This window comes from Enterobacter sp. UCD-UG_FMILLET, assembly GCF_000762975.1.
Classification (GTDB): domain Bacteria; phylum Pseudomonadota; class Gammaproteobacteria; order Enterobacterales; family Enterobacteriaceae; genus Enterobacter; species Enterobacter dykesii.
Map to the genome: position 1 here is coordinate 136,086 of NZ_JRJC01000023.1, position 24,198 is coordinate 160,283.

The 24,198-nt window shown below is 58.0% G+C and carries 17 protein-coding genes, 1 pseudogene and 1 riboswitch; of the genes and pseudogenes, 13 read left to right on the forward strand and 5 right to left on the reverse strand.

Features of this window, described 5'->3' with window-relative positions; translation table 11 throughout:
* Position 1: 1 nt before the first annotated feature.
* Positions 2-1,402 carry a 3-isopropylmalate dehydratase large subunit gene (gene leuC / locus LA04_RS10900; protein ID WP_047651542.1) on the forward strand — a complete coding sequence of 467 codons (1,401 nt, stop codon included), beginning with the start codon at positions 2-4 and terminating at the stop codon, positions 1,400-1,402.
* Positions 1,403-1,412: 10 nt separating this feature from the next.
* Positions 1,413-2,018 (forward strand): 3-isopropylmalate dehydratase small subunit, encoded by a 606-nt coding sequence (gene leuD / locus LA04_RS10905; protein WP_047651543.1) that lies wholly within the window; start codon positions 1,413-1,415, stop codon positions 2,016-2,018.
* A gap of 82 nt (positions 2,019-2,100) precedes the next feature.
* Here leuD and LA04_RS10910 read toward each other — a convergent pair whose 3' ends face one another.
* Positions 2,101-3,279 carry a sugar efflux transporter gene (locus LA04_RS10910; protein WP_047651545.1) on the reverse strand — a complete coding sequence of 393 codons (1,179 nt, stop codon included), beginning with the start codon at positions 3,277-3,279 and terminating at the stop codon, positions 2,101-2,103.
* A gap of 119 nt (positions 3,280-3,398) precedes the next feature.
* Positions 3,399-3,551, reverse strand: coding sequence for a glucose uptake inhibitor SgrT (gene sgrT / locus LA04_RS10915; RefSeq protein ID WP_023310379.1), 153 nt, complete (start codon positions 3,549-3,551; stop codon positions 3,399-3,401).
* Positions 3,552-3,639: 88 nt separating this feature from the next.
* Between sgrT and sgrR the strand changes: the two genes are divergently transcribed.
* From sgrR to thiQ, 4 genes are all read left to right on the forward strand, one after another.
* On the forward strand, positions 3,640-5,295 hold the full coding sequence (gene sgrR / locus LA04_RS10920; RefSeq protein WP_047651547.1) for an HTH-type transcriptional regulator SgrR: 1,656 nt from the start codon (positions 3,640-3,642) through the stop codon (positions 5,293-5,295).
* A gap of 36 nt (positions 5,296-5,331) precedes the next feature.
* A riboswitch (TPP riboswitch) is annotated at positions 5,332-5,432 on the forward strand.
* A 31-nt stretch (positions 5,433-5,463) separates the two neighbouring features.
* Positions 5,464-6,447, forward strand: a complete 984-nt coding sequence (gene thiB / locus LA04_RS10925; protein ID WP_047651548.1) for a thiamine ABC transporter substrate binding subunit — start codon at positions 5,464-5,466, stop codon at positions 6,445-6,447.
* Positions 6,423-8,033: a thiamine/thiamine pyrophosphate ABC transporter permease ThiP gene (gene thiP / locus LA04_RS10930; protein ID WP_047651549.1), complete on the forward strand. Its 1,611-nt coding sequence runs from the start codon at positions 6,423-6,425 to the stop codon at positions 8,031-8,033. Before thiB ends, thiP begins: the two co-directional genes overlap by 25 nt.
* A complete protein-coding gene (gene thiQ, locus LA04_RS10935) occupies positions 8,017-8,718 on the forward strand; it encodes a thiamine ABC transporter ATP-binding protein ThiQ (RefSeq protein ID WP_047651550.1) in 702 nt (233 codons plus the stop codon). Before thiP ends, thiQ begins: the two co-directional genes overlap by 17 nt.
* 43 nt (positions 8,719-8,761) lie before the next feature.
* Here the strand turns inward: thiQ and LA04_RS10940 are convergent, their stop codons facing one another.
* Together LA04_RS10940 and araC are read right to left on the reverse strand one after the other, a co-directional pair.
* Positions 8,762-9,529 (reverse strand): DedA family protein, encoded by a 768-nt coding sequence (locus tag LA04_RS10940; protein WP_047651552.1) that lies wholly within the window; start codon positions 9,527-9,529, stop codon positions 8,762-8,764.
* 128 nt (positions 9,530-9,657) lie between these two features.
* Positions 9,658-10,503: an arabinose operon transcriptional regulator AraC gene (gene araC / locus LA04_RS10945; RefSeq protein WP_047651553.1), complete on the reverse strand. Its 846-nt coding sequence runs from the start codon at positions 10,501-10,503 to the stop codon at positions 9,658-9,660.
* Between the two features lie 337 nt (positions 10,504-10,840).
* Here araC and araB point away from each other — a divergent pair, with 337 nt between their 5' ends.
* The 6 genes and pseudogenes from araB (at position 10,841) to rluA (ending at position 20,745) form a co-directional block, all read left to right on the forward strand.
* Positions 10,841-12,550 (forward strand): ribulokinase, encoded by a 1,710-nt coding sequence (gene araB / locus LA04_RS10950; RefSeq protein WP_047651554.1) that lies wholly within the window; start codon positions 10,841-10,843, stop codon positions 12,548-12,550.
* A 10-nt stretch (positions 12,551-12,560) separates the two neighbouring features.
* On the forward strand, positions 12,561-14,063 hold the full coding sequence (gene araA, locus LA04_RS10955) for an L-arabinose isomerase (protein ID WP_023310371.1): 1,503 nt from the start codon (positions 12,561-12,563) through the stop codon (positions 14,061-14,063).
* Between the two features lie 47 nt (positions 14,064-14,110).
* Positions 14,111-14,806, forward strand: coding sequence for an L-ribulose-5-phosphate 4-epimerase (araD, locus tag LA04_RS10960; RefSeq protein ID WP_039260840.1), 696 nt, complete (start codon positions 14,111-14,113; stop codon positions 14,804-14,806).
* A 74-nt stretch (positions 14,807-14,880) separates the two neighbouring features.
* Entirely contained in the window at positions 14,881-17,238 is a 2,358-nt protein-coding gene (gene polB / locus LA04_RS10965) for a DNA polymerase II (RefSeq protein WP_047651555.1), read from the forward strand.
* 128 nt (positions 17,239-17,366) lie between these two features.
* Positions 17,367-20,073, forward strand: a pseudogene (rapA, locus tag LA04_RS10970) (RNA polymerase-associated protein RapA).
* Between the two features lie 12 nt (positions 20,074-20,085).
* Positions 20,086-20,745 (forward strand): bifunctional tRNA pseudouridine(32) synthase/23S rRNA pseudouridine(746) synthase RluA, encoded by a 660-nt coding sequence (rluA, locus tag LA04_RS10975; RefSeq protein WP_047651556.1) that lies wholly within the window; start codon positions 20,086-20,088, stop codon positions 20,743-20,745.
* 29 nt (positions 20,746-20,774) lie between these two features.
* Here the strand turns inward: rluA and djlA are convergent, their stop codons facing one another.
* Positions 20,775-21,590 (reverse strand): co-chaperone DjlA, encoded by an 816-nt coding sequence (gene djlA / locus LA04_RS10980; RefSeq protein WP_023310366.1) that lies wholly within the window; start codon positions 21,588-21,590, stop codon positions 20,775-20,777.
* Positions 21,591-21,829: 239 nt separating this feature from the next.
* On the opposite strand from djlA, the gene lptD reads away from it, so the two are divergent.
* Positions 21,830-24,181 carry an LPS assembly protein LptD gene (gene lptD / locus LA04_RS10985; protein WP_047651557.1) on the forward strand — a complete coding sequence of 784 codons (2,352 nt, stop codon included), beginning with the start codon at positions 21,830-21,832 and terminating at the stop codon, positions 24,179-24,181.
* Positions 24,182-24,198 lie beyond the last annotated feature (17 nt).

Here is a 24,198-nt window from a genome sequence, read left to right on the forward strand (position 1 = left end):
CATGGCTAAGACGTTATATGAAAAGTTGTTTGATGCGCACGTTGTTTACGAGGCACCGAACGAAACCCCGCTGCTGTACATTGACCGTCATCTGGTACACGAAGTGACCTCTCCTCAGGCATTTGACGGCCTGCGCGCGCACAAGCGCCCGGTACGTCAGCCGGGTAAAACCTTCGCGACGATGGATCACAACGTTTCCACCCAGACCAAAGACATTAATGCCTCGGGTGAGATGGCGCGTATCCAGATGCAGGAGCTGATTAAGAACTGCAACGAGTTTGGCGTTGAGCTGTACGATCTGAACCATCCGTATCAGGGCATCGTCCACGTGATGGGGCCTGAGCAAGGGATCACCCTGCCGGGCATGACCATCGTCTGCGGTGACTCCCATACCGCAACCCACGGCGCGTTTGGCGCCCTGGCGTTCGGGATTGGCACTTCCGAGGTGGAGCATGTGCTGGCTACGCAGACCCTGAAACAGGGCCGCGCCAAAACGATGAAGATTGAAGTGAAGGGTAAAGCCGCACCGGGTATTACCGCGAAAGATATCGTGCTGGCCATCATCGGTAAAACCGGCAGCGCAGGCGGCACCGGTCACGTTGTTGAATTCTGCGGTGAAGCCATCCAGGCGTTGAGCATGGAGGGCCGCATGACCCTGTGCAACATGGCCATTGAGATGGGTGCCAAAGCCGGTCTGGTCGCGCCGGACGAAACCACCTTCAACTACGTGAAGGGTCGTCTGCACGCGCCGAAAGGTCAGGATTTTGACGACGCGGTAGCGTACTGGAAAACCCTGAAAACCGACGATGGGGCGACGTTTGACACCGTCGTCACGCTGCAGGCAGAAGAGATTGCGCCGCAGGTGACCTGGGGCACCAACCCGGGCCAGGTGATTTCCGTTAATGACAATATCCCGGACCCGACATCCTTTACCGATCCGGTCGAGCGCGCCAGTGCGGAAAAAGCGCTGGCCTACATGGGTCTGAAGCCTGGCGTGCCGTTGACCGACGTGACCATTGATAAAGTCTTTATCGGTTCCTGCACCAACTCCCGTATCGAAGATTTGCGTGCTGCAGCCGAGATTGCCAAAGGCCGCAAAGTGGCGCCTGGCGTTCAGGCGCTGGTGGTTCCTGGCTCCGGCCCGGTGAAAGCCCAGGCGGAAGCCGAAGGTCTGGATAAGATCTTTATCGAAGCGGGCTTCGAGTGGCGCCTGCCCGGCTGCTCCATGTGTCTGGCCATGAACAACGATCGCCTGAATCCGGGTGAGCGCTGCGCCTCTACCAGCAATCGTAACTTTGAAGGCCGTCAGGGCCGCGGTGGGCGCACCCATCTGGTCAGCCCGGCAATGGCCGCCGCTGCGGCAGTCACCGGCCATTTCGCCGATATTCGCAGCCTGAAATAAGGAGACAATCATGGCAGAGAAATTTACCCAACATACGGGCCGTGTTGTCCCGCTGGACGCCGCTAACGTCGATACTGACGCTATTATTCCAAAACAGTTTCTGCAGAAAGTGACGCGCACCGGTTTCGGCGCACATCTGTTTAACGACTGGCGTTTCCTGGACGATAAGGGAGAAGTGCCTAATCCGGAATTCGTTCTGAACTTCCCGGAATATAAAGGCGCCTCCATTTTGCTGGCACGCGAAAACTTTGGCTGCGGCTCATCCCGTGAACACGCGCCGTGGGCGCTCACCGACTACGGTTTTAAAGTGGTCATTGCCCCAAGCTTCGCGGATATTTTTTACGGTAACAGCTTCAACAACCAGCTGCTGCCCGTCACGCTGAGCGATGAACAGGTCGATGAGCTGTTCGCGCTGGTTAAGGCGAATCCGGGCATTTCGTTTGAAGTGGATCTGGAAGCAGAAGTGGTGAAAGCCGGGGATAAGACCTACAGCTTCAGCATTGATGCCTTCCGCCGTCACTGCATGCTGAACGGTCTGGACAGCATTGGTTTAACTCTCCAGCACGAAGACGCTATCTCAGCGTATGAGAACAAACAGCCTGCGTTTATGGGCTAAAGGCAGTGGCCCGCTAAGCGCGGGCCACTGATTCCAGCGCTTTTTGCATTCCAGCCCTCTGATTGCTTTTCGGCTGCCAGAATCAAACGTCTTTAACCCGGCACGTCAATACCAGCGTGATGACCGAGATCGCTGCGATCGTCCAGTACACGGATGCATGCCCATAGCTTTGCGCCAGCGCCCCCTGAATCACGCCCGCCAGAATCACCCCGGTTGAAATGCTGTTGGTAAAAAGCGTGGTCGCCGAGCCGGCACGGCCGGGCATGAGATCCTGAAACCAGAGCATGCCGATCCCGGCAACAATCCCAATAAACACGGCGTTAAACAGCTGCAACGCCAGCAACGCTTCCCGCGAATGGAAAAGGATCAGCCCCGCGTAGAACAGCACCCCAGCCGCCACGGCGACAATCATCATCCTGCGCTTTCCAAACCGCTTAACGTAGTAACCCGCCAGAATCATTGCCGGAATTTCCAGCCCGGCGGCAGTTCCCATTAAGATCCCCGCAAGCTTGTCCGGCAGGCCCAGATCGCTGCTGATCCACAGCGGCATATCGATGATGTACATGGTGTTGCAGGTCCACATCAGCGTGGAGGCAATAAACAGCATGCGGACGTTTTTGTCCTGCCAGCCGCTCACCTCGGTGACAGGTTTATCCGTCGCCTGTTCGACGCGCGCCACGGACGGCAGCGCGAAGGCAATCAGCGCCAGGCTGATGATAAAAATCCCGGCGGCGATGGAAAACATGGTGGTAAAGCCGTAGTTCAACGCCAGCATGAAGGCCAGCGGCGGGCCAATGACCCACGCCAGCGAAAGCTGGGCGCGCATCACCGAGCTGAACATCACCACTTCACGCGCCGAGTTATCCGCATATTCACGGGCCAGCGCGAACAGCTGCGGCATGGCGGTATTCGCCAGCGACGCCAGCAGCACGCCGCAGGTAATGAGCGTCAGATAGTGACGGTTGAAGGCAAAGAGCAGCGCGTTGCCCACGGCCATGGCGCAGCAAAAGAGGATCAGCCTGCGGCGATCGCCCTGGCTGTCCGATCGTTTCGCCAGCGCGAGGCTGACCAGGATCCCGGCAATGGCGTTGACGGTATAAAACAGGCCGACCCAAAACGGCTGTGCCCCCACCTCACGGCTGAGAAACAGGCTCAGCGTCGGCGCCTGCAGCGCCCCCGCCACGCCCATCATAAAGGCCACCAGCATAAAAGCGGCATACACGCCATTCAGGCGTCGCCCCATCGTCATCAACCACAGCATGCGCAAGTCCTTGTGAAAGCGAATCGAAATTGGGTGAATAGTAAACGAAAAAAGCCAGCAAAAACATTTTGCTGGCGGGTGATAAGCACCAATACTCAGTCACACATGATCGAGGCGAGTTAGCGGGAAGAGGTCGGGGCTGTAACGTCCCACTGCATCAGTTCTTCTAACGTTTTCAGCCGTTGCTCTGCACACCGGCGGGCCAGCCAGGACGCTCCTTTTGTCGCTGAAAAGTACTGCTGATAAAACTGACGTGCGGTAGACCTCTTCATAATTTACCTCCTCGCTTCATCGGGGAGAATTATTGGCCTAATATAGGGATAAATAAATTGCTGGTTTTTTGTCAGGAGTTCCCCTTTTATGCCTTCCGGTCGTCTGCAACAACAGTTTATCCGCCTCTGGCAGTGCTGCGAGGGGCAATCGCAGGAGACCACGCTCAACGAGCTGGCGGACCTGCTTAGCTGCTCCCGCCGCCATATGCGCACGTTGCTCAACACCATGCAGCAGCAGGGTTGGTTAAGCTGGGAAGCGGAGGCAGGACGCGGCAAACGCTCGCGGCTGACCTTCCTCTATACCGGGCTGGCGCTGCAGCAGCAGCGCGCGGAAGATCTGCTCGAGCAGGACCGCATCGATCAGCTGGTACAGTTGGTGGGCGACAAAGCCGCCGTGCGCCAGATGCTGGTTTCCCATCTTGGGCGCAGCTTTCGTCAGGGCCGACACATTCTGCGGGTGCTCTACTACCGTCCGATGAAAAATCTGTTACCCGGTACGGCGTTACGCCGCTCTGAAACCCACATGGCCCGGCAAATCTTCAGCGGCCTGACGCGCATAAATGAGGAAAATGGGGAACTGGAAGCGGATATCGCGCACCACTGGCAGCAGCTTTCCCCCCGCCACTGGCGTTTCTTTTTACGCCCCGGCATTCACTTTCACCACGGCCGCGAGCTGGAAATGCACGACGTCATCGCCTCTCTGGAACGCGTCCGCAAGCTCCCGCTCTACTCGCATATCTCCCGCGTCCACTCGCCCACGGCCTGGACGCTGGATATCGAGCTGTCGCAGCAGGATAAGTGGCTTCCCTGGCTGCTGGGCTACGTGCCGTCGATGATTTTGCCCGGCGAGTGGGAATCAATGAACAACTTTGCCAGCCTGCCGATTGGCACCGGGCCTTACTCCGTGTCCCGCAATACCAGCAACCAGCTGAAAATCCGCGCGTTCGATGACTACTTTGGCTATCGGGCGCTCATCGACGAGGTGAACGTCTGGGTATTACCGGATCTCAATGAAGAGCTGAGCGCCGGCCTAACGCTGGAAGGCCCCACCACGGGAGAAAAAGCCGTGGAGAGTCGCCTGGAGGAGGGATGCTACTATCTTCTCTTTGACCGCCGCACCCACCGTGGGGCAAACCAGGCCGTCCGCAGGTGGGTTAGCCACGTTTTGTCCCCTTCCAATCTGATTTACCATGCGGAAGAGCAGTATCAGACATACTGGTTCCCGGCGTACGGCCTGCTTCCGCGCTGGCACCACGCCCGCCCGGTTCACTGCGACAAACCCGCAGGGCTGGAGTCCATCACCCTGACCTACTACCGCGAACACGTGGAGCATCGTTTTATCGCCAGAATCATGACCCGGCTGCTGGCAGCCGAGGGGGTCAGGTTAGAGGTCAGGGAAGTGGACTATGACGAATGGCATCAGGGGGAGATCGCCAGCGATATCTGGCTCAACAGCGCCAACTTTACCCTGCCGCTCGATTTTTCCCTTTTCTCGCATTTGTATGAAGTCCCGCTGATCCAGCACTGCATCGACCGTGACTGGCAGCAGGATGCCGCCCTGTGGCGCGCGGGCGAAATGAATCTTGCAGCCTGGTGCCAGCAGCTTCTGGCCGAGCAGGCGATCGTACCCTTGATCCACCACTGGCTGATGATCCAGGGCCAGCGCAGCATGCGCGGCCTGCGGATGAACACCCTGGGCTGGTTTGATTTTAAATCCGCCTGGTTTGCGCCGCCGGAGCCATAACGCTTTCGTAATATTCACCAAATCATTACAATAGCGCCGTTCTCAACGGGGTGCTGCATCACAGATGTGCGCTGAGATAATACCCGTCGAACCTGATCCGGATAACGCCGGCGAAGGGATTTGAGGCTGTCTCTCAAAATCCTTTGCCACTCAACCTTGAGGTGCAAAGTGTTAAAAAAAGTTCTCCCCCTGCTGGCGCTGTTTGCGCTGCCTGCTTTTGCGAAGCCCGTCCTGACGGTCTACACCTATGACTCCTTCTCTGCCGACTGGGGCCCTGGCCCGGTAGTCAAAAAAGCTTTCGAAGCGGACTGTAACTGCGAACTGAAGTTCGTGGCACTGGAAGATGGCGTATCGCTGCTCAACCGTCTGCGCATGGAAGGGAAAAACAGCAAGGCCGACGTGGTGCTCGGGCTGGATAACAACCTGCTGGAAGCCGCCTCGCAGACCAAACTGTTTGCTAAAAGCGGCGTCGCGGCAGATGCCGTTAACGTGCCGGGCGGCTGGAAAAACGACACCTTTGTGCCGTTCGACTATGGCTACTTTGCTTTTGTTTACGACAAAAATAAGCTGAAAAACCCGCCGAAGAGCCTGAAAGAGCTGGTTGAGAGTGACCAGAAATGGCGCGTGATTTATGAAGATCCGCGCACCAGCACGCCAGGCCTGGGCCTGCTGCTGTGGATGCAAAAGGTCTACGGGGATAAAGCGCCGGAAGCGTGGCAGAAGCTGGCCGCTAAAACCGTCACCGTAACCAAAGGCTGGAGCGAAGCCTATGGCCTGTTCCTCAAAGGTGAAAGCGACCTGGTGCTGAGCTACACCACCTCTCCGGCCTACCATATTATCGCCGAGAAGAAAGACAACTATGCTGCCGCAGATTTTGCGGAAGGGCACTATCTGCAGGTGGAAGTCGCCGCGCGTACCGCCGCCAGCAAACAGCCCGAGCTGGCCGAGAAGTTCCTGAAGTTTATGGTTTCACCGGGGTTCCAGAATGCCATCCCGGCTGGTAACTGGATGTATCCGGTCACTAACGTTACGCTGCCCGCAGGTTTCGAGCAGCTGACCAAACCAAACACCTCGCTGGAATTTACGCCACAGCAGGTCGCCGCGCAGCGTGCAGCATGGGTAAGTGAATGGCAACGCGCCGTCAGCCGTTGATTCCCGGCTGGTTACTTCCCGGGCTGCTCGCCGCCACAGTGATGGTGGTGGTCAGCCTGGGGGCTTTTCTTGCGCTGTGGTTCAACGCGCCAGAGAGCGACCTGCTCGCCCTCTGGCACGACAGTTACCTCTGGCACGTCATTCGGTTCTCCTTCTGGCAGGCGTCTCTCTCTGCCCTGCTGTCGGTGTTCCCGGCCATTTTCCTGGCGCGCGCCCTGTATCGACGGCGTTTTCCCGGCAGGCTGGCACTGCTGCGCCTGTGCGCCATGACGCTGATCCTGCCCGTGCTGGTGGCGGTATTTGGGATCCTCAGCGTTTACGGTCGCCAGGGCTGGCTGGCTTCGCTGTTCGGCGAGCTTGGTCTGGAATGGTCATTCTCGCCTTACGGCCTGCAGGGCATTCTGCTCGCGCACGTGTTTTTCAATATGCCAATGGCAACGCGCCTCTTCTTGCAGGCGCTGGAAAACATTCCCGGCGAACAGCGTCAGATTGCGGCTCAGCTCGGCATGCGCGGCTGGTCATTCTTCCGCTTTGTCGAATGGCCGTGGCTGCGCCGCCAGATCCCGCCCGTCGCGGCGTTAATCTTCATGCTCTGCTTTGCCAGCTTTGCCACCGTGCTGTCGCTCGGCGGCGGGCCGCAGGCCACCACTATTGAGCTGGCGATTTACCAGGCCTTAAGTTACGACTACGATCCCGGTCGCGCCGCGCTGCTGGCGATGGTGCAGATGGCGTGCTGTCTGGCGCTGGTGCTGTTGAGCCAGCGGCTGAGTAAAGCCATTCCCGCTGGCAGTAATCAAATTACCGGCTGGCGCGATCCGCAGGACAGCCTGCACAGCCGCGTTACCGATTTTATCCTGATCGCGCTGGCGCTCCTGCTTCTGCTGCCGCCGCTGATGGCCGTTATTGTTGACGGACTGAACCTTAATCTCATGTCCGTCCTGCAACAGCCCGTCCTCTGGCAGGCGACATGGACCTCGCTGCGTATCGCCCTGGCGGCTGGGTTACTGTGCGTCATGCTAACCATGATGCTGCTGTGGAGCAGCCGTGAACTCTATGCCCGGCAGGCCCAAAAGGCCGGACAGGCGCTGGAGCTGACGGGCATGCTGATTCTGGCAATGCCGGGCATCGTGCTGGCGACGGGCTTCTTTTTACTGTTCAACAGCACCATCGGCCTGCCGAAAAGCGCCGACGGCATTGTGATTTTTACCAACGCCCTGATGGCCATCCCTTACGCGCTCAAAGTGCTGGAAAACCCGATGCGCGACGTCAACAGCCGCTACGGTTTGCTGTGCCAGTCGCTGGGCATGCAGGGCTGGCAGCGGCTGAAGGTGGTCGAACTGCGCGCGCTAAAGCGCCCGCTGGCGCAGGCGCTGGCGTTTGCCTGCGTGCTCTCTATTGGAGACTTTGGCGTCGTGGCGCTGTTCGGCAATGACGATTTCCGCACGCTGCCATACTGGCTCTATCAGCAGATCGGCTCTTATCGCAGTCAGGACGGCGCGGTCACCGCGCTGTTACTGCTGCTGCTGTGCTTTGCCTTATTTACCGTTATCGAAAAACTTCCGGGGCGTGATGTTAAAACTGACTGATGTAACCTGGCTTTATCAGCATCTGCCGATGCGCTTCACGCTCTCCGCGCGTCAGGGGGAGATGATCGCCGTACTTGGCCCAAGCGGCGCGGGAAAAAGCACGCTGCTTAATCTGATTGCGGGTTTTCTGCAGCCGGCAAGCGGCTCGATAGTCATTGAAAATCAAGATTATACCCACGCACCTCCCGCAAAACGTCCTGTCTCGATGCTGTTTCAGGAAAACAACCTGTTTACCCATCTGACGGTGCGGCAAAACATCGCGCTGGGAATGCATCCGGGACTCAGGCTGAACGATGCCCAGCGCCAGAAGCTGGAGAACATTGCCGCCCAGATGGGGATCAGCGAGTTCATCGACAGGCTGCCGGGCGAGCTTTCCGGCGGCCAGCGTCAGCGCGTGGCGCTGGCGCGATGCCTGGTGCGCGAGCAGCCGATCCTGCTGCTGGATGAGCCGTTCTCGGCGCTCGATCCCGCGCTGCGCCAGGAGATGCTCGCCCTGGTGCAGGACGTCTGCCAGCGCCAGCGGCTGACGATGCTGATGGTTTCGCACAGTATTGAGGATGCTGCCCGCATCGCACAGCGATCGGTGGTGATTGCCGAAGGGCGTATTTTGTGGGATGGAAAAACAGAAGAACTGCTGAGTGGTAAGGCAGGGGCGTCTTCACTGTTGGGTATTCGTGCGGTCTGATGCCCCCACCCTGGCCCTCTCCCACCGGGAGAGGGCAAACACGTTAACGGCTCACCACTTTCAATAAAATCTCACCGTACACCGGCATCAGCGGATGACGAATCAGCGCGACAAGGGCTACCACTGCCACGCCCAGCTTCAGCGGCGCCAGCCAGAGCAGGCGAGTACGCGGAAGGTAGCGCGTCAGGCGATCGACACTGGCTTTCGCGCTGCGCCACAGCCGCCAGCAGAGCCATGCCGCCAGCCACAGCAGCACGGCCGTTCCCAGCAGCAGCCACTTAAACTCACCGCTTTGCATACCGTCAGGAATATCGATGGCTGCGCCCGCGAGGATCCCCGGCAGGAAGTAGAACGGCGGCCAGAAAACGCAGCCGATAATGTTCGGCACCACGAATTTCGCGACGGGCAGATCCAGCATCCCCGCCACCATCGGCACCAGCGGACGCGTTGGCCCGACAAAGCGGCCGACGAGGATGGTGAACATGCTGTGCTGATGCAGCGCATGCTCGGTCTTATCCAGCAAGGCTTTGTTCTTTTTCATGAACGACCAGCGGTGCAGCGGCTTCTTAAAGCGCCAGCCCAGCCAGAAGGAGATCCAGTCGCCGAGCAGGCAGCCGATAATCCCGGCCAGCCACGCCTGCCAGAAATTAACCTCGCCGCTGCCAATCAGCGCCCCAAGCCCGGCCATCATGACGGTGCCGGGCAGGATCAGCCCAACCAGCGCCAGCGATTCCAGAAACGCCACCAGCGCCACGGCGATGAGCGAGTACATAACGGACTGGGTAATAAAGTGTTCCAGCAATGCCTGCATAACTATTCCGGTCAGAAAACGAATCAGCGATTCTGCTTAGCGCCCTGCACCGCGTCAAGGCAACAATTGTCTGAATAGTTTACAGGTTGCTTTCTGCATTCACCTGTTTGTTTATCTTTTTTTACCGTTTATTCACATCCCGCGCGGAATTCGCTCGGGCTGGCCCCGGTACATTTTTTAAATACCCGGGAGAAATAGAGCTGATCCTCAAAGCCCACGTTGCGCCCGACGGTGGCAATCGGCATCCGGGTGGTGCTGAGCAGCAGCTTTGCCTGGCTGATGCGCTGATCCTCGCGCCAGCTCAATACGCTGACGCCAAGCTGTTGGCGGAACAGATGCGACAGACGCGACGGCGACAGGCAGACGTGCTGAGCAACGCTGGCGATATCAAACTGGCTATCGGCCAGGTGGTCGCTGATATACTGGCAGGCGTCGCGCACGCGGTTGTCCAGCGGCGGGTTAAGCGACTCGTTAATCGCCTCCATCCGTCGCAGCAGCAGCTGTTCAAGCAGGTTAATCGCCAGCAGTTCGGCGTAGCGCCCACCGGCCTGTCCCGCCTCGATAATCTGCGCAAAAAGCTCGCGAAACTGCGCCAGATGAACCTCATCCGGGCGATAAAAACCGGTGTGCGCAAAAATAGCTGGCCAGGAAAGCCACTCCTGCCAGTAGGCGCGCGGACGGAAATAGACCCACTGGTGATACCACTCTCTGGCATCCGGATGACGGCCATAGTGGTGGATCTCCCCCGGCGGGAACAGCAGGATATCGCCGGGGCGGCAGACAAACTGCTGGTCAGCGTTCTTGATGATCCCTTCCCCTCGCACGGTCAGATTGAGGATATACCCTTTCATGCCGAGCGGTCGGTCGACGTAAAAGTCGAGGTATCCCTCAGCCTCGATAGGGGTCAGTCCCGCCACAAGGTGCGCGTTAAACGAGTATCCCGGCAGCAGGGGATCGTTTTGCGTTTCGGCCATAGATTCAGTTCTCCCAAGGGTCCTGAAGGAAACCAATTGTCCATATCACTAAAAGCAGCTTTAAAATGGCCCGCGAAAAGATCCAAAAAGCATCACGCCGCTTTTACGTCCGCCATGTTTCAGCCTTTCCCCCTGATTTGTCCGCCAGAGCAGGCGGATAACCAGTAACAAAAGTGTCTATAAGTGCGGCAGAAATGTCCACATTGAATATTTGCACGGCGTCACACTTTCCGTTGTAACAGCAATTTAGTCCATAAGATTAGCGGATCCTGCCTGACGACTTTTTTCCCCAGTCTCTAATGTTCTTCCATACCTGTTTTTTCGATGGAGCAACACCATGGCAATTGCGATTGGCCTCGATTTTGGCAGCGATTCGGTTCGCGCGCTGGCAGTGGACTGTACGTCCGGCCAGGAGATAGCAACCAGCGTTGAGTGGTACCCGCGCTGGCAAGAGGGGCGCTACTGTGATGCGCCGAACAACCAGTTCCGCCACCACCCGCGTGACTATATCGAGTCGATGGAAGCGGCGATCAAAACCGTCCTGGCTGAACTGACTGACGCCCAGCGGGCTGAGATTGTCGGGATTGGCGTCGACAGCACCGGCTCCACGCCTGCCCCTGTGGATGCCGAAGGCCGCGTGCTGGCGCTGCGCCCGGAGTTTGCCGACAACCCGAACGCCATGTTCGTGCTGTGGAAAGACCACACCGCCGTGGAAGAGGCCGAAGCCATTACGCGCCTGTGCCACCAGCCGGGCAAGACAGACTACTCCCGCTACATCGGCGGGATTTATTCCAGCGAATGGTTCTGGGCTAAGATCCTTCACGTCACCCGTGCCGACGCAGCCGTTGCGCAGGCTGCGGCGTCATGGGTTGAGCTGTGCGACTGGGTGCCTGCCCTGCTCTCTGGCACCACCCGCCCGCAGGATATCCGCCGCGGCCGCTGCAGCGCCGGGCATAAATCCCTGTGGCACGAAAGCTGGGGCGGTCTGCCTCCGGCCGCGTTCTTCGACGAGCTCGACCCGATCATCAACAAGAGCCTGACATACCCGCTGTTTACCGACACCTTCACCGCCGATATTCCCGTCGGCACCCTCTGCGAAGAGTGGGCGACGCGCCTCGGCCTGCCGCAGAACGTGGCGATCTCGGGTGGTGCCTTTGACTGCCATATGGGTGCCGTGGGCGCGGGCGCACAGCCAAACGCGCTGGTCAAAGTCATCGGGACTTCCACCTGCGACATCCTGACGGCGGATAAAGCCACCGTCGGCGACCGCGCGGTGAAAGGCATCTGCGGCCAGGTTGACGGCAGCGTGGTGCCGGATTTTATCGGCCTCGAAGCCGGTCAGTCCGCGTTTGGCGATATCTACGCCTGGTTTGGTCGCGTGCTGGGCTGGCCGCTGGACCAGCTGGCGGCGACACATCCTGAACTGAAAACCCAGATAGGCGACAGCAAAAAGCAGCTTCTGCCGCAGCTCACCGAAGCCTGGGCAAAAAATCCGTCTCTCGATCACCTCCCGGTGGTGCTGGACTGGTTTAACGGCCGCCGCACGCCGTTTGCCAACCAGCGCCTGAAAGGGGTGATCGCGGATCTCAACCTGGCGACCGACGCCCCTGCGCTGTTCGGCGGCCTGATTGCCGCAACGGCCTTCGGTGCCCGCGCCATTATGGAGTGCTTCACCGGGCAGGGTATCGACGTCAACAACGTGATGGCGCTGGGCGGTATCGCCCGTAAAAACCCGGCGATCATGCAGGCCTGCTGCGACGTGCTGAACCGTCCGCTGCAGATTGTGGCCTCCGATCAGTGCTGCGCGCTGGGCGCGGCGATTTTCGCCGCCGTGGCCGCGGGCGTTCATGCGGACATTCCGACTGCGCAGCAGCATATGGCGAGCGCCGTCGAAAACACGCTTCAGCCGCGCGCCCAGCAGGCACAACGCTTTGAACAGCTTTATCAGCGCTACCAGCAATGGGCAAAAAACGCCGAACTTCACTATCTCCCTGTCGCCGCCCCGGCCAAAAGCACCGCGGACACTACGGCAACCCTGACCCATTAAGGACACGATGATGACCATTTTTAATAACTATGAAGTGTGGTTTGTGATTGGCAGCCAGCATCTGTACGGACCGGAAGCCCTGCAGCAGGTGACAAAACACGCGGAGCACGTCGTTAACGCGCTGAATGCGGAAGCCAAGCTGCCGTGCAAACTGGTGCTGAAACCGCTGGGCACAACGCCGGACGAAATCACTCACATCTGCCGCGACGCCAACTACGACGATAAATGCGCCGGTCTGGTGGTGTGGCTGCACACCTTCTCTCCGGCCAAAATGTGGATCAACGGCCTGTCTATCCTCAACAAACCGCTGCTGCAGTTCCATACCCAGTTCAACGCCTCCCTGCCGTGGGACAGCATCGACATGGACTTTATGAACCTGAACCAGACCGCGCACGGCGGCCGCGAGTTCGGCTTCATCGGCGCGCGTATGCGCCAGCAGCACGCGGTGGTCACCGGCCACTGGCAGGACGGCAAGGCGCAACAGCGTATCGGCTCCTGGATGCGTCAGGCGGTATCCAAACAGGATACCCGCCATCTGAAAGTGGTGCGTTTTGGCGACAACATGCGTGAAGTGGCGGTCACCGATGGCGATAAAGTCGCCGCGCAGATCAAGTTCGGCTTCTCCGTGAATACCTGGGCCGTGGGCGACCTGGTGCAGGTGGTGAATGAAATCAGCGATGGCGACGTAAGCGCGCTGGTGGACGAGTACGAAAGCAGCTACCGCCTGACGCCTGCGGCACAAATCAACGGCGACAAGCGTCAGAACGTGCTGGACGCGGCGCGCATCGAGCTGGGCATGAAGCGCTTCCTGGAACAGGGCGGCTTCCACGCTTTTACCACCACCTTTGAAGACCTCCACGGTCTGAAACAGCTGCCGGGTCTGGCGGTACAACGTCTGATGCAGCAGGGCTACGGCTTTGCGGGCGAAGGCGACTGGAAAACTGCCGCTCTGCTTCGCATCATGAAGGTGATGTCGACCGGTCTGCAGGGCGGCACCTCCTTTATGGAGGACTACACCTATCACTTCGAAAACGGCAACGACCTGGTGCTCGGCTCCCACATGCTGGAAGTGTGTCCGACAATCGCCGTCGAAGAAAAACCGATCCTCGACGTGCAGTATCTCGGCATCGGCGGCAAAGCCGATCCGGCGCGTCTGATCTTCAACACCCGCACCGGCCCGGCCATCAACGCCAGCCTGATCGACCTCGGCGATCGTTTCCGCCTGCTGGTGAACTGCGTCGATGCAGTTGAAACGCCGCACTCTCTGCCGAAACTGCCGGTCGCCAACGCCCTGTGGAAAGCACAGCCTGACCTGCCAACCGCCTCTGAGGCCTGGATCCTGGCCGGCGGCGCGCACCACACGGTGTTCAGCCACGCGCTGGATCTGAACGACATGCGTCAGTTCGCCGAGCTGCACGACATCGAGCTGACCGTGATTGATAACGATACCCGCCTGCCCGCCTTCAAAGACGCGCTGCGCTGGAACGAAGTCTATTACGGTTCAAAACGCTAAGTACGGAATGCCCGGTGACGCTACGCTCACCGGGCAGGGAGACAACAATGTTAGACGATCTCAAACGTCAGGTGCTCGAAGCCAACCTGGCGCTGCCGAAACATAATCTGGTCACCCTGACCTGGGGCAACGTCAGCGCCGTTGACCGCGAAAAAGGCGTGTTCGTGATTAAGCCTTCCGGCGTGGATTACACGGTGATGACCGCAGACGATATGGTCGTTGTCAGCCTCGAGACTGGCGAAGTGGTCGAAGGTAAGAAAAAACCGTCCTCCGATACGCCGACTCACCGCCTGCTGTACCGGTCATTCCCGACCATCGGTGGCATCGTGCATACCCATTCGCGCCACGCCACCATCTGGGCGCAGGCGGGCCAGTCCATCCCGGCGACCGGCACCACCCACGCGGACTACTTCTACGGTACCATTCCCTGCACGCGTCTGATGACCGACGCGGAGATTAACGGGGAGTACGAGTGGGAAACGGGGAACGTGATTGTCGAAACCTTCGAAAAGCAAGGGATCGACGCCGCGCAAATGCCCGGCGTGCTGGTGCACTCCCACGGCCCGTTTGCCTGGGGTAAAAACGCGGAAGACGCGGTACATAATGCGATCGTGCTCGAAGAAGTCGCCTATATGGGGATCTTCTGTCGCCAGCTGGCGCCGCAGCTGCCGGATATGCAGCAAACCCTGCTGGATAAGCATTACCTGCGCAAGCACGGCGCGAAGGCCTATTACGGGCAGTAAACTGTATATAAACCCAGCATTAAATTCTTAACCAGGCTATAATCAGGCCTGGTTTTGTTTTCTGGGATAACGGTGTGGCGCAGGCGCAAGAAGGCTTTTTACTGACCCGACACTGGCGGGATACCCCTCAGGGCACCGAGGTCGCGTTCTGGCTGGCGACAGACAACGGTCCGCTGCACGTTACGCTTCCCCCGCAGGAATCCGTGGCTTTTATTCCTGAAGCGCACGTCGAAAAAGTGAAACAGCTACTGCGCGGCGAAAACGGCTGGCGCATCACTCCGCTTGAGCTGAAAGATTTCCACCGTCAGCCGGTTTACGGCCTCTACTGTCGCGCCCATCGTCAGCTAATGCGCTATGAAAAGCTGCTCCGCGAGGCGGGCGTTACGCTCTACGAGGCGGATATTCGCCCACCGGAACGCTTTCTGATGGAGCGGTTTATTACCGCCCCCGTCTGGGTCGACGGCACCGATCATAGCGGCAGCCTCGTTAACGCGCGCCTGAAGCCGAATCCGCACTACCGCCCGCCGCTGAAGTGGGTCTCCCTGGATATCGAAACCACCCGCCACGGCGAACTGTACTGCATCGGTCTGGAAGGCTGCGGCGATCGGGTTGTCTATATGCTCGGTCCGCCGAATGGCGATGCATCCGCGCTGGATTTCCGGCTTGAGTACGTCAACAGCCGCCCGCAGCTGCTGGAGAAGCTTAACCAGTGGTTTGCAGACTATGATCCCGACGTTCTGATCGGCTGGAACGTGGTGCAGTTTGACCTGCGCGTGCTGCAAAAACACGCCGAGCGCTACCGCATCCCGCTGATGCTGGGGCGCGGAAACAGCGAGCTGGAATGGCGCGAACACGGTTTTAAGAACGGTGTCTTCTTCGCGCAGGCTAACGGTCGCCTGATCATCGACGGCATCGAGGCGCTTAAGTCCGCCTTCTGGAACTTCTCCTCTTTCTCCCTGGAAGCGGTCGCGCAGGAGCTGCTTGGCGAAGGCAAATCCATCGACAACCCCTGGGACAGAATGGACGAAATTGACCGGCGCTTTAACGAAGACAAACCCGCGCTCGCCACCTATAACCTGAAAGACTGCGAGCTGGTCACGCAGATCTTCCACAAAACCGAGATTATGCCGTTCCTGCTGGAGCGCGCGACGGTAAACGGCCTGGCCGTCGACAGACACGGCGGCTCCGTAGCGGCCTTTAGCCACCTCTATTTTCCGCGGATGCACCGGGCAGGATACGTCGCCCCTAACCTCGGGGACGTGCCGCCGCAGGCAAGTCCCGGCGGGTATGTGATGGACTCCCGTCCAGGATTGTATGACTCCGTTCTGGTGCTGGATTACAAAAGCCTCTACCCGTCGATTATCCGAACCTTCCTCATCGATCCCGTCGGGCTGGTTGAGGGCATGGCCCAGCCGGATGCTGAGCACAGCACGGAAGGTTTCCTCGGCGCACGCTTCTCGCGCGAAAAAAATTGTCTGCCTGAAATCGTGGGAAACATCTGGCACGGGCGAGACGAGGCCAAGCGCCACGGCAACAAGCCGCTATCACAGGCGCTGAAAATCATCATGAATGCTTTTTACGGCGTGCTGGGCACCAGCGCCTGCCGCTTCTTTGACCCGCGTCTGGCCTCCTCGATCACCATGCGTGGGCACGAGATCATGCGCCAGACCAAAGCGCTGATTGAGTCCCGGGGCTATGACGTCATCTACGGCGACACCGACTCCACATTTGTGTGGCTTAAGGGCGCGCACTCTGAAGACGATGCCGCACAAATCGGCAAATCGCTGGTCGCCTTCGTGAACGACTGGTGGCAGGAACATTTGCAGAAAGAGCGGTTAACCAGCGCGCTGGAGCTGGAATTTGAAACCCATTTCGCCCGTTTTTTAATGCCCACCATTCGCGGTACCGATCAGGGCAGCAAGAAGCGTTACGCGGGGCTGATTCAGGAAGGCGACGCGCAGCGGATGGTTTTTAAAGGGCTGGAAACGGTGCGTACCGACTGGACGCCGCTGGCACAGCAGTTCCAGCAGACGCTCTATCTGCGGGTGTTTCGCAATGAGCCGTATCAGGACTACGTGCGTGAGACGATAGCCAGCCTGATGGCGGGCGAGCTTGACGCGCAGCTGGTATACCGCAAGCGCCTGCGCCGCCCGCTGGCGGAGTACCAGCGTAACGTTCCTCCGCACGTACGCGCCGCACGTCTCGCGGATGAAGAAAACGTCCGCCGTGGCCGCGCGCCGCAGTATCAAAACCGGGGAACCATCAAATACGTCTGGACCACTAGCGGCCCGGAACCCGTGGATTATCAGCATTCTCCTCTGGATTACGAACACTATCTGACGCGTCAGCTTCAGCCGGTTGCCGACGGAATTTTGCCCTTCATCGACGATGATTTTGCTACACTAGTGACAGGGCAACTTGGCCTATTTTGACGCGTGACGAAATGGCTGCCATCCAGTACCATAGCGCCCTTTCCATTCCCGGACCCATTTTTCGATGACCGTCTTTTTTGACGGTAGTCGAACTATTGCCTGCAATTAAAGATTAGAGCCGAACAACTATGCCTTTTACACTTGGTCAACGCTGGATCAGCGATACAGAAAGCGAACTTGGATTAGGAACCGTCGTAGCTATCGATACGCGTATGGTTACCCTCCTCTTCCCTGCCACCGGTGAAAACCGTCTGTACGCTCGCAATGACTCCCCTGTAACCCGCGTGATGTTTAATCCGGGTGACACCGTGACCAGCCATGACGGCTGGCAGCTCAAGATTGAAGACGTAAAAGAAGAGAATGGACTGCTCGCCTACATTGGTACTCGTCTTGATACGGATGAAGCCAATGTCGTCCTGCGTGAAGTGCTGCTCGACAGCAAGCTGGTGTTCAGTAAGCCGCAGGACCGCCTGTTTGCCGGGCAAATCGACCGTATGGATCGCTTCTCCCTGCGCTATCGCGCGCGTAAGTTCCAGAGTGAACAGTACCGCATGCCGTGGAGCGGCCTGCGCGGCCAGCGCACCAGCCTGATCCCCCACCAGCTGAACATCGCCCACGACGTGGGCCGTCGTCACGCGCCGCGCGTGCTGCTGGCAGATGAAGTGGGCCTGGGTAAAACCATCGAAGCGGGCATGATCCTGCATCAACAGCTGCTTTCCGGCGCTGCCGAACGCGTGCTGATTGTGGTGCCAGAAACCCTGCAACACCAGTGGCTGGTTGAAATGCTGCGCCGCTTCAACCTGCGCTTCCGAATACATGGCTATCGAGCAGCTTGCCGAGCGCGTGCCTGGCGTCCTGCTGCTGACCGCAACGCCGGAGCAGCTGGGTCTGGAAAGCCACTTCGCCCGTCTGCGCCTGCTCGATCCAAACCGTTTCCACGACTTTGCGCAGTTCGTGGAAGAGCAAAATAACTACCGCCCGGTCGCCGATGCCGTCGCCATGCTGCTGGCGGGCAAGCGTCTTTCTGATGACGAACTTAACACCCTGAGCGATCTGATTGGCGAGCAGGATATCGAGCCGCTTTTGCAGGCCGCGAACAGCGACAGCGACAACGCGGAATCCGCCCGTAAAGAGCTGATCGACATGCTGATGGATCGCCACGGCACCAGCCGCGTGCTGTTCCGTAACACCCGTAACGGCGTTAAAGGCTTCCCGAAACGCGAGCTGCATACGATTAAACTGCCGCTGCCGACGCAGTATCAGACGGCGATTAAAGTCTCCGGCATTATGGGTGCGCGCAAAACCCAGGAAGAGCGCGCCCGCGACATGCTTTATCCGGAACAAATCTACCAGGAATTTGAAGGCGATACCGGCACCTGGTGGAACTTCGATCCGCGCGTGGAGTGGCTGATGGGCTACCTGACCGCCCACCGCTCCCAGAAAGTGCTGGTGATCTGCGCCAAAGCGGCCACCGCGCTGCAGCTGGAGCAGGTTCTGCGCGAGCGTGAAGGCATTCGCGCCGCCGTATTCCACGAAGGCATGTCCATCGTCGAACGCGACCGCGCCGCGGCGTGGTTCGGGGAAGAGGACAGCGGCGCACAGGTTCTGCTGTGCTCGGAAATCGGCTCCGAAGGCCGTAACTTCCAGTTTGCCAGTAACCTGGTGATGTTCGATCTGCCGTTCAACCCGGATCTGCTGGAGCAGCGTATCGGCCGTCTGGATCGTATCGGTCAGGCGCATGATATTCAGATCCACGTGCCGTATCTGGAAAAAACCGCGCAGTCCGTGCTGGTACGCTGGTTCCACGAAGGTCTGGACGCGTTTGAGCACACCTGTCCGACGGGCCGCACCATTTATGACCAGGTGCATGGCGATCTGATCGGTTACCTGGCCGCGCCGGAAAATACCGACGGCTTTGACGATTTGATTAAGTCCTGCCGCGAGAAGCACGACGCGCTGAAAGCGCAGCTGGAGCAGGGTCGCGATCGCCTGCTGGAGATCCATTCCAACGGCGGCGAAAAAGCGCAGGCGCTGGCAGAGAGCATTGAAGAGCAGGATGATGACACCAGTCTCATCAGCTTCTCCATGAACCTGTTCGATATCGTCGGCATCAACCAGGACGACCGCGGCGAGAACCTGATTGTCCTGACCCCGTCCGATCACATGCTGGTGCCAGATTTCCCGGGCCTGCCGGAAGATGGCTGCACCATCACCTTTGAGCGCGATGTGGCGCTGTCCCGCGAAGACGCCCAGTTCATCACCTGGGAACACCCGCTGATCCGTAACGGCCTGGACCTGATCCTCTCCGGCGATACCGGCAGCAGCACCATCTCCCTGCTGAAAAACAAGGCGCTGCCGGTGGGCACCCTGCTGGTGGAGCTGATCTACGTTGTGGAAGCGCAGGCGCCGAAACAGCTGCAGCTCACCCGCTTCCTGCCGCCAACGCCCGTCCGCCTGCTGCTGGACAAAAACGGCACGAACCTGGCGGGACAGGTTGAATTCGAGAGTTTCAACCGACAGCTGAGCGCGGTAAACCGCCATACGGGCAGCAAGCTGGTGAACGCGGTACAGCAGGATGTGCACGCTATTCTGCAGCTGGGCGAAACCCAGATTGAAAAAGCGGCCAGAGCGCTGATTGACGCCGCGCGCAGCGAAGCAGACGAGAAACTGTCTGCGGAGCTATCCCGTCTGGAAGCGTTAAAAGCCGTCAACCCGAACATCCGTGACGACGAGCTGGCGGCGATTGAAAGCAACCGTCAGCAGGTGCTGGAAAGCCTGAATCAGGCTGGCTGGCGACTGGATGCCCTGCGTCTTATCGTTGTGACGCATCAGTAAACGGAGCGCAAGATGGTGATGGAGCCTTACAATCCGCCGCAGGATCCCTGGCTGGTCATTCTGTATCAGGATGAACACATTATGGTGGTCAACAAGCCCAGCGGCCTGTTGTCCGTGCCGGGGCGTCTGGACGAGCACAAAGACAGCGTGATGACGCGCATTCAGCGCGATTATCCGCAGGCGGAGTCAGTCCATCGCCTGGATATGGCCACCAGCGGCGTGATTGTGGTGGCGCTGAATAAAGCGGCGGAACGCGAGTTAAAGCGCCAGTTCCGCGAGCGCGAGCCGAAAAAGCAGTATATCGCCCGCGTCTGGGGTCACCCCGCGCAGGCGGAAGGGCTGGTGGATTTACCGCTGATCTGCGACTGGCCGAACCGGCCTAAGCAGAAGGTGTGTTACGAAACCGGCAAGGCCGCGCAGACCGAGTACGAAGTGCTGGAGTACGCGCCGGATAATACCGCACGCGTCCTGCTTAAGCCGATTACCGGACGTTCACACCAGCTGCGCGTGCATATGCTTGCCCTGGGTCATCCCATTCTGGGCGACCGCTTTTACGCGCCGCCTGAAGCGCTGGCCTTAGCGCCACGTCTGCAGCTGCACGCGCAGACGCTCACCATCACCCATCCGGCCTTCGGTAACGCGATGACGTTTAAAGCCCCGGTGGACTTCTAAAAAAAAGCCCGACATCGTCGGGCTTTTTTTTATTTGAAACCTTTCTTCTCTTTAATGAGCTCGTACGCCTTCTGGATTTCCTGCGCTTTTTGCTTCGCCATCTCCATCATTTCTGGCGGTAAGCCTTTCGCAACCAGTTTGTCCGGATGGTGTTCGCTCATGAGCTTACGATAGGCACGTTTAATCGTGGTCTGATCGTCAGAGGGCTTAACGCCAAGCACGTTACAGGCATCTTCCAGCGTCGGACCACGCTGCGCCTGCTGCCAGGCACCGCCAGATGACTGCTGGTGATAGCCGCCGCCAAACTGCGCCCCGCCCTGCATCATGCGCAGGAACTGGTCGAACTGCATGCGGGAGATGCCCAGTTCTTCCGCAATGACGTACAGCACGTCACGTTCATTAGGGTGAAGCGAGCCGTCGGCGAAGGCCGCCTGGATTTGAATTTCCAGAAACATCCGAATTAAATCAAAACGTCCAAAGCAGATGCTGCGGAACTGACGCATTTTTTCGCGAAGCGGATAATTATCCGACTTACCGATGCGAAACGCATTTTGCGCTGCCAGACGGGAGTCGCCGTGCAGGTTCATGCGATCCATAAAAACGCTGGCAATCTGAATATCGGCTTCTGTGACACGCCCTTTGGATTTGGTTAAGTGCCCCATGACCTCAAAGGTGGTGGAGAAAAAGAGTGACTGACGCTCGCGCTGGTTGGCAAACCAGGCCATTTTGCGGCTGCGCGCCTTATCAAACATATGGCCGATAATAAGCCCAAGCACAATCCCCCAGAACCCAGCACCCATGATGATGGCGAACGCAACGCCGATTATTTTACCCCAATACTGCATATACTCCCCGGATAGTCATATTCCTGGCCGACGCAACGTCATCATCACTGTGTTCAAGTCACGGTCAATTGAAGGACATCGCCTATAATTTGCTTTATCATACTCGTCATTCGATAGCGAGCCTAACACTCTGGCACGCAAACGGGCAGGATTAACGCTGGTACTGCGCAGATGAGTAAGATAGTCTCTGAGCGTTTGTAAGCCGTAGCCACTGATGACGGAACAATAAAATACAACGTATGAAAAAACGTATCCCCACCCTCCTGGCCACAATGATTGGCTCCGCCCTGTACAGTCAACAGGGGCTGGCAGCCGATCTCGCCTCGCAGTGTATGCTTGGCGTTCCAAGTTATAATCGCCCACTGGTGAGTGGCGATACAAATAGCTTGCCGGTAACCATTACTGCCGACAGTTCGAAAGGGACTTACCCTGACAATGCCACGTTTACGGGCAATGTCGATATTAACCAGGGCAATAGCCGCCTGCAGGCAGACGAAGTGCAGCTGCACCAGAAGCAGCCGGAAGGTGCGGCCGAGCCGGTACGAACGGTGGATGCGCTGGGTAATGTGCACTATGACGACAATCAGATCATCCTGAAAGGTCCGAAAGCCTGGTCAAACCTGAATACTAAAGATACTAACGTCTGGAAAGGTGATTACCAGATGGTGGGTCGCCAGGGGCGCGGTGACGCAGACCTGATGAAACAGCGCGGTGAAAACCGCTATACGATCCTGGAAAACGGTACGTTCACGTCATGTCTGCCGGGTTCCAATACCTGGAGCGTGGTCGGGAGCGAGGTTATCCATGACCGCGAAGAACAGGTCGCAGAGATCTGGAACGCCCGCTTTAAGCTGGGCCCTGTTCCCATATTCTACAGCCCTTATCTGCAGCTTCCCGTCGGTGACAAACGTCGCTCCGGTTTCCTGATCCCGAATGCCAAATACAGCACGTCGAACTACTTTGAGTTCTATCTGCCGTATTACTGGAACATCGCGCCAAATATGGATGCGACGATCACGCCGCACTATATCCACAAGCGCGGCAACATCATGTGGGAGAACGAGTTCCGCTATCTGACCCACGCCGGTGCGGGTCTGATGGAGCTGGATTATCTGCCGTCGGATAAAGTCTTCCAGGACGAGCATCCAACCGAAGGCGATAAACACCGCTGGTTATTCTACTGGCAGCATGCCGGTGTGATGGATCAGGTCTGGCGCTTTAATGTTGACTACACCAAAGTTAGCGATTCGTCTTATTTTAATGACTTCTCGTCCAAATACGGCTCAAGTACCGATGGCTATGCCACGCAGAAATTCAGCGTAGGCTATGCGGTACAGAACTTTGACGCAACCGTCTCGACCAAGCAATTCCAGGTATTTTCTGACCAGTCCACGTCTACATATGGGGCAGAGCCACAGCTGGACGTTAACTGGTATCAGAATGACGTGGGTCCATTCGACACCCGAGTTTACGCTCAGGCGGTACATTTCGTTAACACGGATTCGGACATGCCTGAAGCCACGCGTGTTCACCTTGAGCCGACGATCAATCTGCCGTGGTCTAACGACTGGGCGAGCCTGAATACCGAAGCCAAGCTGATGGCGACTCACTATCAGCAAAAAAATATCGACAATTACAATGCCAGTAGAAATGCCGACCTTGAAGAGTCGGTTAACCGAACGCTCCCGCAGTTCAAAATGGACGGCAAGCTGATCTTCGAGCGTGATATGGCTATGCTGGCGGATGGTTATACCCAGACGCTTGAACCGCGTATGCAGTATTTATACGTGCCATACCGCGACCAGAGCAAAATCCAGAACTACGACTCCTCTTTACTGCAGTCTGACTACAGCGGCCTGTTCCGTGACCGTACTTACGGCGGTCTTGACCGCATCGCGTCAGCGAACCAGTTAACGACCGGCGTCACAACACGTGTTTATGATGATGCTGCCGTTGAACGTTTTAACGTTTCTGTTGGTCAAATCTACTATTTCACCGAGTCTCGCACCGGTGATGACAACATTAACTGGGAGAAAGATAACAAAACGGGATCGCTGGTCTGGGCGGGAGATACTTACTGGCGCATGACCGATCGTTGGGGTCTGCGCGGTGGTGTGCAATATGACACTCGCCTCGATAATATTGCCACGAGCAGTGCTGCTATTGAGTACCGTCGCGATGAAGACCGTATGGTCCAGTTGACGTATCGTTACGCCAGCCCGGAATATATTCAGGCAACATTGCCATCTTATGCTGGCTCAGAACCCTATAAAGACGGTATTTCGCAGGTGGGCGGCGCAGCGAGCTGGCCAATCGCCGACCGCTGGTCAATCGTAGGCGCTTACTACTTTGACACTAACGCCAATAAACCTGCTGACCAGATGGTGGGTCTGCAATATAACTCCTGCTGTTACGCGCTGCGTGTCGGCTACGAACGCAAGCTTAACGGCTGGAACAGTGAAAACAATCAGAGCAAATACGATAACGTGATTGGCTTTAACTTCGAGTTACGCGGCCTGAGTTCCAACTACGGTCTGGGTACGCAGAAAATGCTGCGCTCGAATATTCTGCCGTACAGTAGCGCCTTGTAATGTGCTTGATTTGCAAC